Source organism: Carnobacterium sp. ISL-102, from assembly GCF_018612935.1.
GTDB classification, from domain to species: domain Bacteria; phylum Bacillota; class Bacilli; order Lactobacillales; family Carnobacteriaceae; genus Carnobacterium_B; species Carnobacterium_B alterfunditum.
In genome coordinates this window covers 18968-27898 of sequence record NZ_JAGGRF010000042.1, presented here as the reverse complement: position 1 = coordinate 27898, position 8931 = coordinate 18968, and the positions used below count along the sequence as shown (strand labels likewise).

General features: G+C 36.3%; 8 protein-coding genes. 6 read left to right on the top strand and 2 right to left on the bottom strand.

The window, feature by feature from the left end:
- Window positions 1-257: 257 nt before the first annotated feature.
- The 6 genes from J7E16_RS10660 to J7E16_RS10635 all read left to right on the top strand — a co-directional run bounded on the left by J7E16_RS10660 (window position 258) and on the right by J7E16_RS10635 (window position 5891).
- Window positions 258-1121, top strand: a complete 864-nt coding sequence (locus J7E16_RS10660) for a general stress protein (RefSeq protein ID WP_214891579.1) — start codon at window positions 258-260, stop codon at window positions 1119-1121.
- A 209-nt stretch (window positions 1122-1330) separates the two neighbouring features.
- Entirely contained in the window at window positions 1331-1648 is a 318-nt protein-coding gene (locus J7E16_RS10655; protein WP_214891577.1) for a hypothetical protein, read from the top strand.
- 141 nt (window positions 1649-1789) lie between these two features.
- Window positions 1790-2641: a recombination regulator RecX gene (gene recX, locus J7E16_RS10650; protein WP_214891575.1), complete on the top strand. Its 852-nt coding sequence runs from the start codon at window positions 1790-1792 to the stop codon at window positions 2639-2641.
- Window positions 2638-3846 (top strand): A/G-specific adenine glycosylase, encoded by a 1209-nt coding sequence (gene mutY, locus J7E16_RS10645; protein ID WP_214891573.1) that lies wholly within the window; start codon window positions 2638-2640, stop codon window positions 3844-3846. Before recX ends, mutY begins: the two co-directional genes overlap by 4 nt.
- 463 nt (window positions 3847-4309) lie before the next feature.
- Window positions 4310-4846 carry a nucleoside tri-diphosphate phosphatase gene (gene ntdP, locus J7E16_RS10640; protein ID WP_034545182.1) on the top strand — a complete coding sequence of 179 codons (537 nt, stop codon included), beginning with the start codon at window positions 4310-4312 and terminating at the stop codon, window positions 4844-4846.
- 205 nt (window positions 4847-5051) lie between these two features.
- Entirely contained in the window at window positions 5052-5891 is an 840-nt protein-coding gene (locus tag J7E16_RS10635) for an SGNH/GDSL hydrolase family protein (RefSeq protein ID WP_214891571.1), read from the top strand.
- 522 nt (window positions 5892-6413) lie between these two features.
- Here J7E16_RS10635 and J7E16_RS10630 read toward each other — a convergent pair.
- Both J7E16_RS10630 and J7E16_RS10625 read right to left on the bottom strand, forming a co-directional pair.
- Window positions 6414-7511, bottom strand: coding sequence for an FUSC family protein (locus J7E16_RS10630; protein ID WP_214891569.1), 1098 nt, complete (start codon window positions 7509-7511; stop codon window positions 6414-6416).
- 126 nt (window positions 7512-7637) lie between these two features.
- Window positions 7638-8930, bottom strand: coding sequence for a glutamate-1-semialdehyde 2,1-aminomutase (locus tag J7E16_RS10625; RefSeq protein ID WP_214891567.1), 1293 nt, complete (start codon window positions 8928-8930; stop codon window positions 7638-7640).
- Window position 8931 lies beyond the last annotated feature (1 nt).

Below are 8931 nucleotides of genomic sequence, written 5' to 3'. Positions count from 1 at the left end.
ACGGATGGGCCAGCAAACGGCGGAGCCGTGCGGTAGTAGACGAGTGTACAAAAGTAGAACGCCTAAACTAGCAGGATAATAGGACGACCGAGAAAAACTTGACACAGACAACAAAGGCTTCTTCTTTGCTTGCAGTATGAAATTTTGCTATTATGAATATGAATCAAGGCTATCTGAAAAAGCTCTTAAAACTAGGGGTAATACATTGGGAATTTAAAACTTTCAGCAATACAAATACGAAATGGAGTGTGGATTTAATGGATAGAAAAGTAGAAGGAACATATTTGTCAAAAGAAGAAACAGTAAGTGCGGTAGAACGTTTGATCAACGAAGGTTATGTAGCTGAAGAAATCATTATCGTAACAAACGAGAAGAATGAAAGTGAGTTAGAGGACTTAACGATCGTTGAGGTGGATGCAGTAGATCCTAATGAGGGATTGTCATTATGGGAAAAATTGAAAGAAACCTTTAGTTTTGGACGCTACAATTCGGATGAGCCTTCTAACCCATTAGAGGATTACGGTATTGAAGAAGATCCAGGAGATCATTATACAGAAGCATTAGAAAAAGGTGAAATCGTCATTCTCGTCAATAGTGCAGGGCCAACTAAGACCCATCGTTTATCTCGCGTGACTGAAGATGTACTCAAAGGGACTGACGAGGTTAACGATGAAACTGTTGCAATTAAAAAACCAACTGAAGTTTCTATAAAAGAAGAAATGGAACCGACTCCTGGTGAGGGAGAACAATTTGATCCTACTAAAGCTCAATCTTCTAGAGAAGATACCGAAGGAGATGCCGTTACAGCTTCCGATACACAACCTTCAACTTCAGAGAAAAAAATCAGCCCAACAGACGAAGCAGCTCCTGAATTAACGGGGGATGAATCTACTGTAGTAGCTGAAAATCAAGAGCATGCTTATCCTGATAATATCAGCAAAGGAGTCATTGATGGCGGAAATTCTTCTTCAAAAGCTGCACATATAAATGGAACTGGAAAATTGGATGAGACAAAGCCAGAGCAAAATGCTAAGCAACCAGAAAGTGATGCTTATTACAGCGATGGATACGAAGAAGCTGGTGGAAAATCGATCCAAAAAGATGAAGAAGAAAATAAATAAAGCTGAAAGAGGTTGAGATTATTTTCTCTCAACCTCTTTTTAGCTTTGAAAATTGAAGGGCGGATCCAAGTCGTCTGTTTTGAAAATTTGTTTTTCATTTGTTACAGTTGGTTCAGATGAATAAAACTAATTATTCTATTCCTCGGTTCGATAACGAGGAATAAAAAGATCGATAAAAAAATGATATTAAGAGATGGAGTGTGTTAAAGATGAATGAACCTAAAATGACCAAAGACGACAAGATTATAGAAGAATCTATTGGAATTGACAATAAACCTAGATTGCAAGATAATCGAGATGAAGCTAAAGACGAAGTTACTCCTACAATCGATCCATTAAAACACCAAGAATATGATCCCGATGTTAATCCATTGCAAGGCACACCACCAGACGAAAATTTACCAAATAATGAATTAAGTGGGCCTAGTTCAACAAACCAAGAGGAATTAGATTTACCAAGATTTGATGGCAGCACGTTAGCAGGTCAGCCAAGAAATGATTCAGAAAGAAATTTCCCAAAGCACTGATAAAAAATAACTAAAAGTAAAAACGACTCTGACTTAGGTCAGTATCGTTTTTTTTTTAAAAGCAACAATATTCGAATTTCGAACATGTGTTTGTCTTTGGTTTATGCTATACTAGTGAGACTGAAGTAGGAGTGTGAGGCTATGATATATGAACCAAATAGTAAAAAAAACGCTTCAACATCAGCATTGCCTAAAATCACAAAAATTGAAGCGCAAAAAAGGAAAGGGCGCTACAATATTTACTTAGATGAGGAATATGCTTTTCCTGTTGATGAAACCATTTTAATTAAACATATTTTGCATAAAGGAATGGAAGTCTCAGATGCCTACCGTCAAGAGCTAGAAATTGAAGATGGGTACCGCAAAGCTTATGTAAGATCACTCGTCTATCTAAATTATTCTATGCGTTCAATAAAAGAAATCAAAGATGATTTGATCGCCCATGAATTTACTCGTGAAACAGCTGATCAAGTTGTTGAGCAATTAAAAGAACAAGGTTATTTAAATGATTTGATGTACGCTGAAAGTTACACAAGAACCGCTGCAAATGTTAGCGGAAAGGGGCCTTACGTGATAAAAAGAGAATTGAAAAAACGTGGAGTTAATGAGGAAATAATTGAAGAAGCATTGGAACAATACCCATTTGATCAAATGGTAGAAAATGGAGTCGCGTTAGCCGAAAAAGTGATGCGACGTTCCACAAGACAATCATCCAGAGAAACCAGCAATAAAATTCGTCAAAATCTGATGCAAAAAGGGTTTCAATCTGATGTGATCACTCAAGTACTTGAACAAATCTCAACAGAAAAAGAAGAAGACGATGAATACAGTGCATTGAAAGTACAAGGCGATAAAATTTGGCGTAAGCAATCCAAATTAAAGGGAGCTAAAAAGATTCAAAAAGTTAAAAGTGGATTGTTCCAAAAAGGTTTTGCTGGTGAGCTGATCTCGCAATTTATTAATGAAAAAGAAATGGAAGACGAAGAAGAATGACACAAATCGAATCAAATATAACCGAAAAAAAACAAAAGTTGATTTTTGATATACCTATGTGGCCTCAAGAAAAAATCGAACGATTTAGGGAAACGCTGCTTAGCTGGTACGATTTAGAAAAACGAGAGCTGCCTTGGCGAAAAAATAATGACCCTTATCGTATTTGGGTATCTGAGATCATGCTACAGCAAACAAGAGTAGACACAGTCATTCCCTATTACTTGAATTTCATGAAAAATTTTCCAACGATCAAAGCCTTAGCAGATGCTAACGAAGATTTGCTGCTAAAGGCTTGGGAGGGTTTAGGGTATTATTCACGCGTCCGCAATATGCAAACTGCAGCGCAACAAATCATGGAAAATTATGATGGGAAAATGCCTGTCGATCCTAAGGAAATCATTAAATTAAAAGGGATCGGTCCTTATACAGCAGGAGCAATCGCCAGTATGGCATTCGACTTGCCCGAGCCAGCTGTTGATGGAAATGTAATGCGTGTATTAAGTCGCTTATTTGAAATTGATGCGGATATTGCAAAACCAGGTAATCGTAAAATCTTTGAGGGTATCATGAGAGAGTTGATCGATCCATATAAACCAGGAGATTTTAATCAAGCTTTTATGGATCTAGGTTCAAGCATCTGTACACCTAAAAATTATCATCCAGAATCAAGCCCAATCAAAGAATTCAATCAGTCTTATTTAAATGGCACATGGGATAAATTTCCTGTGAAAAGTAAAAAGAAAAAAGCCAAACCAGTTTATTATGTGGGAGCGATCATTAAAAATAGCACAGGCGCTTTCTTGCTAGAAAAACGTCCTGTGCAAGGCTTGCTGGCTAATATGTGGACCTTTCCATTGATTGAGGAAGAATTGGTGATCCAAGAAACAGGTATTGCAATAGGAACATTGACTCAGTTAGAGGATGAAGACCGTACTGAAAAAGTGATGAAAAATATTATGCTTGAATTAGGAAGCAAGTATGGGATCAGACCGACTCTTATGGAAGCACCATTTGCTGAAGTTCAACATATTTTTAGTCACTTGAAATGGTTTGTAGCTGTTTATTATGGTCAAATAAGAGTAGAAGAACCAATAAATATTCCTGAAAATTGTTATTGGGTAGAACCTTCTGACTTTGACCAATACGTATTTCCAGGTCCGCAAACTAAAATGTGGCAAAGTTACTTGTCTAAATTCAAAAAATAGCCATTTGTATAAGAAAAAGAATAGCAATCAACTCTTCTTTCAGTTTTTACTTACTGAAAAAAGGGTTGTTTATTTTTTTATTAAATTGTTTTGCTGAATTGAGTTAGACAAATCGCTTATTTAACAAACAATAGTGGTCCAACAAGTTAGAAAGATTTCTGGAATGAACGACCTTATTTGTATGGAACTATGATACCTCTTGAAGCATTTATCATCCTCATTGAATCCTTTGTATGGGTGCAAGCAACCCTTATCTCTCTGGAAAGTATAGAACCGAAGAATCAAAATGCCAATCATAGTATTTATTTTCTTGATTTGTTTTTTTATTATTTATTTGGTTTTATACTATAAATAATAAGAGTTGTGATATAATAAATACGAGTCGAGTGTTCAGTCACTCTCTGGTTTATTATTTGCTAAGTTCTTGCAATTTTCATGTGAGAAAAAGAAAGTTGGGTTAGAGATGCATATTCCAAAAGAAGGAGAATACATCACGATCCATAGCTATAAACATGATGGCAGTTTACATCGCACTTGGAGAGATACAATGGTACTTAAGACAAGTGATCAATCGTTAATAGGAGTAAATGATCATACTCTTGTAACGGAATCGGATGGCCGAAGATGGTTAACTCGAGAACCAGCGATTGTTTACTTTCATAAGCATTATTGGTTCAATATCATTGCAATGATAAGAGATAATGGTGTTTCTTACTATTGTAATCTTGCTTCGCCTTTTGCATTAGATGAAGAAGGTTTGAAGTATATAGATTATGATTTAGATATCAAAGTCTTTCCAGATGGCGAAAAACGCTTGTTGGATGTAGATGAGTATGAAGATCATAGCAAAAAGTGGGATTATCCTGATGATATTGACCATATTTTAAAAGAAAACGTGAAAATTTTAGTGGATTGGATCAATGAAGAAAAAGGTCCCTTTTCAAAAGAGTACGTTGACTTATGGTATAAACGCTATCAACAGCTATCGCATAAAAAATGAGCTTCTACTGGATAAGATGAAAGTCAGTTCTCCAAAAATAGATAGTAAAATAGTAAAGGGGTTCCAATTTATTGGGATCCCTTTACTATTTTACGGAAAAAGAGTAGTGGATTTTAACAAATGTATGGTAAAATAATGGATAATTGAATAACGAATGAAATCATTCGAGTAAAAAAATGATTATTAGTCCTAAGGAGTGAGAAAGTTGTCTAAAAAAAGTGGATTTGCTGTTTTTCTACTAATGATATTAGCAGTAGGAGTTGTCTTGTTTGGTATGAGTTACTCAAAACAACAACAACAAGAGCTAGAAATGGTTGCAGAACAAACGAATAAAAAAGAAGAAGTGGAAATCCTAGAAGAGGATTCCCAACAAATGACGGATTATGAAGAAAGTCGTGGAGCGTTATCAATATTAGATTACTTAAAGTATATCGGTTCTCTGAAAGAAGAAGTTTCTATTAGTTTTTATGGCGATATAGCACAAGAAGAGCCGTGGATAGCTGCAACAGAAGAGTACATAGATGAACAAATAGCCAGCAAAATAAAAAGCAATCGTTTGGCTTATCCAAATTATAATTCTTATCAGTTAATAAGTGAGAATAAAGTAACCGAGTTAGCAAAAACGAATCCAAACGTTGTATTTTTTCAAGTGATGCCATATGCTGATCAAGAAAAAGACATCAGTTTAGATGATTCAAGCGAGTATCTAGCTATGAATTACGCTGCAATCAAAGATGTATTACCAGAAGCATTAGTTATTTTTGTGACACCCAATCCTAGCAGTAGTGAAAGAGGAAATAATAATTCAAGAACATTGGATTATACTTCTTATCTAAATGAAATGGTAGCAACCGTTGAAGAGAATGAATGGACTGTTTTTGATCTTCATAAAAGCTATCTGAAAAAAATTGAAACAGATGGTATAGCATTGGAAAACACATTGAATGAAAATGGTAAATCATTAAATGGCGAAGGAACATCCATTTACAACACTTTATTCGAAGAAATGTTAAACCAAAAAGTAGATACGACTAGCGGCATTTAATAACACAAAAACCAGGCTGGGACATAACCAGCTAATTACAATGAACGGATCTGCTTATCAGGAAACTGATAAACAGACCCTTTTTTGATCTATATCTATTGATTGCTTGATAAATGGTGTTGATGTTCCAAAAGAAATTTCTTCTGGAATAACGGGTTTGCTTGTGGAGAGCCATGGAAACACATGAAGCCTAAGAGGAAGTCTTCAGGCTTTCAAGCCTCAAATAGAGCTTAAGCGCTATAGCATTAAAGCTCTATAATTCGCATTGAATTCATTACATGGCTACAAGCAACCCCTATTCCGACAGAAATTCCAGCTATACGAACACCAAAGTTAGTGCCTGTTATTCCTTGTAGGCATGATAAACATGTAATAGAGGAGTACGTTTAGTTACATGAGCTTTTTGATAAAAAAATTTAAAGGTATTATAAGTGCAGCCTCATTTTCTAACAGCAAAGCTACTTTTAAAATCATTAGTTGGATAGGAAAAGAGGCTCGGACTTAATAAGTCCAGGCCTCTTATTATTGTTCAATGTGTTCAATGTTCGAAATTTCTGTATCTTTATTCCAATCGTTTCCCTTGTAGCTGCTAACTAAAATATTTAAATGTTCCAAGAATTCTTCGTATTTTAAAATACTTGACATAATATGGATGACCGCATTGCTTTGCCCGTAATCATCATGCATGTACTCTTCTAAACTAGCTTCATCAAAGAAGGATTGCATGAATTCTTTTCTAAGCGGAGCTTTATACGCGATAAAATTCACACTATCTGGTGAAACACGCCCATTAAATTTCAATAAAATTTGTTCATGTGCTGTGAGTAGGGTCTCAAGACGTTCACGGATCAAAATACGTAGTTCTTTTGGAAAATGATTAAATGAATTTTCATACTTATGAAAAGTATAGGATAGATTGTAAGCTTCTCTCGCGGTAGCAATGATCTTTCTATAAACAACTACTTTCCGCATTTTTTGAACACGGTCTTTTTTTCTAGTAACCAACCCTTCATCTCTGAACAATGATAGGTAGACATCCATTCGATTTAACTCGGATTTGATCCATTTTAAATCTTTTTTAAGAACTGGATACTGGCTGTTTTTCCGAACGCTTGCACGTAAGAATTTCATAATCTCAGTGGTTGAATAGTCTGTAACATGATATAATTTTTCTTCATATTTCGGTGGAAATAAAGTCGTGTTGACTACGAAAGCAATAAGAACACCAATAATAGTAGCTAGGACCCTTATAGTTGCGTAAAGAATAAAATCGTCTTCAGTAGTCTGCATGATAACGATCAGAGTTACCGTTGCTAAACCAATCACGCTGCTAAGGTTCAGCTGATATAAGATAGCGATCAACAGAGAAGCAGCTAATCCAATCACAATGAAATTATTTCCTAAAGTCAAAGTAATAGTCACAGCGACAAATGCACCGATCAAATTAGCAATAATACGATCTTTCAGAGTATTGATCGATCGCTTAACAGAAGGCTGTAACGCAAAAATGGCTGATATAGCAGCTAAAACACTGCCCGATGGGAAGTTTAGTAGAGCAGGTATCGCTATTGAAAGAGCCACAGCAATTCCTGTTTTTAGCGTTCTTGCTCCAATTCTCATAAGATAAATTCACTCCATTTGATTGATAGTTGTACCTCAATGATAAGCTACTTTATGTGATTAAGCAAAGATTTTGTAGTCAATAGTTTGAAAATTAAGATAATAATATCAGGAATGTTTGAATTCTTATACTAATTTAGCAAAAGCTCTATCAATAGCTCGTTTTGTTTCATCTATATCTTCTTGGGTATGCATCATGGTTAAAAACCAAGCCTCGTATTTACTTGGAGCAAGATTGATGCCTTCGTCTAACATAGCTTTGAAGAAGTGTCCAAAACGTTCAGTATCTGTATCTTTTGCATCTGCATAATTTTCAATTGGATGATCTGTGAAGTAGACCGTTAATGATCCACCGATTTGATTCACAACGGTTGGAATAGCATGTTTTTTACCAGCTTCAAGTAGAGCCTCTTTTAATTGAACAGCAAAATCAGCCATTCTTTCATAAATGCCAGGTTCTTGCAAAACTTCTAAACAAGCAATCCCAGCTTGCATAGAAAGAGGATTACCTGACATTGTGCCAGCTTGATATGCGGGTCCAAGAGGTGCAACAGTATCCATGATTTCGGATGGGCCACCATAAGCTCCAATCGGCAATCCACCGCCTATTGATTTACCAAATGCTGTTAAATCAGGGATGACACCTAGCATATCTTGTACAGCTCCATATCGGAAGCGGAAATTAGTGATCACTTCGTCATAAATCACTAACGCGCCATGCTCATGTGTGATCTCATTTACAGCTTCTAAAAATCCAGGTTTTGGAGCTACCATGCCAAAGTTCCCAACAATCGGCTCAACTAGAACGCCCGCTACTTGATTACCCCATTTTTCCATGACGGATCGGTAAGATTCGACATCATTATAAGGTACGGTGATCACTTCTTTAGAGGTTCCACTGGTTACTCCGCCAGAATCTGTGGCTCCCAAAGTAGAAGGGCCGCTGCCTGCTTCAACCAAAACAAGATCAAAATGACCATGGTATTGACCAGAGAACTTCACAATCAATTCACGGTTTGTATAAGCACGAGCTACTCGAACAGTAGTCATAACAGCTTCAGTTCCTGAATTGGTAAAACGAACTTTATCCATTGAAGGGATAGCATCGGTTAACATTTTTGCAAAAGTTATTTCATGTTCGGATGGAGTACCAAACAAAACACCAGTATCGGCAGCTCTTTTTATTGCTTTGACGATATGTGGGTGGTTAAAACCGGTTATGATCGGTCCAAAAGCTGCTAAGTAATCGATATAACGATTGTCATCAACATCATATAAGTATGCTCCATCTCCGCGAGCCATCGTAACAGGATTCCCTCCGCCGACTCCTTTGAAGGAACGACTGGGACTATTCACCCCTCCTACAATAACTTGACTTGCTTCATTAGCTAAACGGTCACTTTGAACATGTTTTAACATA

What these genes read in the sequence shown, in the direction of transcription:
- J7E16_RS10660 (WP_214891579.1), top strand. Translation starts at nt 258, where the DNA reads ATGGATAGAAAAGTAGAAGGAACATATTTGTCAAAAGAAGAAACAGTA.
- J7E16_RS10655 (WP_214891577.1), top strand. Translation starts at nt 1,331, where the DNA reads ATGAATGAACCTAAAATGACCAAAGACGACAAGATTATAGAAGAATCT.
- recX (WP_214891575.1), top strand. Translation starts at nt 1,790, where the DNA reads ATGATATATGAACCAAATAGTAAAAAAAACGCTTCAACATCAGCATTG.
- mutY (WP_214891573.1), top strand. Translation starts at nt 2,638, where the DNA reads ATGACACAAATCGAATCAAATATAACCGAAAAAAAACAAAAGTTGATT.
- ntdP (WP_034545182.1), top strand. Translation starts at nt 4,310, where the DNA reads ATGCATATTCCAAAAGAAGGAGAATACATCACGATCCATAGCTATAAA.
- J7E16_RS10630 (WP_214891569.1), bottom strand. Translation starts at nt 7,511, where the DNA reads ATGAGAATTGGAGCAAGAACGCTAAAAACAGGAATTGCTGTGGCTCTT.
- J7E16_RS10625 (WP_214891567.1), bottom strand. Translation starts at nt 8,930, where the DNA reads ATGTTAAAACATGTTCAAAGTGACCGTTTAGCTAATGAAGCAAGTCAA.